This is a genomic window from Syntrophomonas sp. UBA5494 (assembly GCF_002426325.1).
Genome location: NZ_DIPG01000090.1, coordinates 40,142 through 40,532 on the forward strand (window position 1 = coordinate 40,142; position 391 = coordinate 40,532).

The following is a 391-nucleotide window of genomic DNA, read 5'->3' on the forward strand; positions in this document are numbered from 1 at the left end:
TGAAGAGGGCCAGAATCTGCAACAGGTAGACCTGGGTTAAAACTGCGGCCGTCAAACCTATGAACAAGGCCATTAAGAGGCTCTGCCCGGCCACCAGTGCGGCTTCATCAAGCCGGTTGGCGCCTTTGGCCTGGGCCACCAGTATTGATGTGCCGATGCCCAGGGCATTCAAGAATAGAACCAGCGAAAAGAATATCTCAGCGCCCAGGCTGGCAGCTGCCAGCGGGACTGCGCCCAGCCGCCCTACTACAGCCACATCAACGACCCCTACCAGCATGTAGAGAATCATTTCCCCCATGGCCGGCCAGGCGATTTTCCAAATGGTAACCCGCAGGTTTTTATCTCTCCATATCAGCATAGCATTCTCCATATTGAACAATTGGAGACGGTT

1 protein-coding gene is annotated in these 391 nt (G+C 54.5%); it reads right to left on the bottom strand.

Translation table 11 applies throughout. The features are described 5' to 3' along the window. Positions 1-358 (bottom strand): MATE family efflux transporter (locus B3W37_RS10005; protein WP_483175613.1); only part of this gene is annotated, 358 nt, incomplete at its 3' end. Between the last annotated feature and the right edge of the window lie 33 nt (positions 359-391).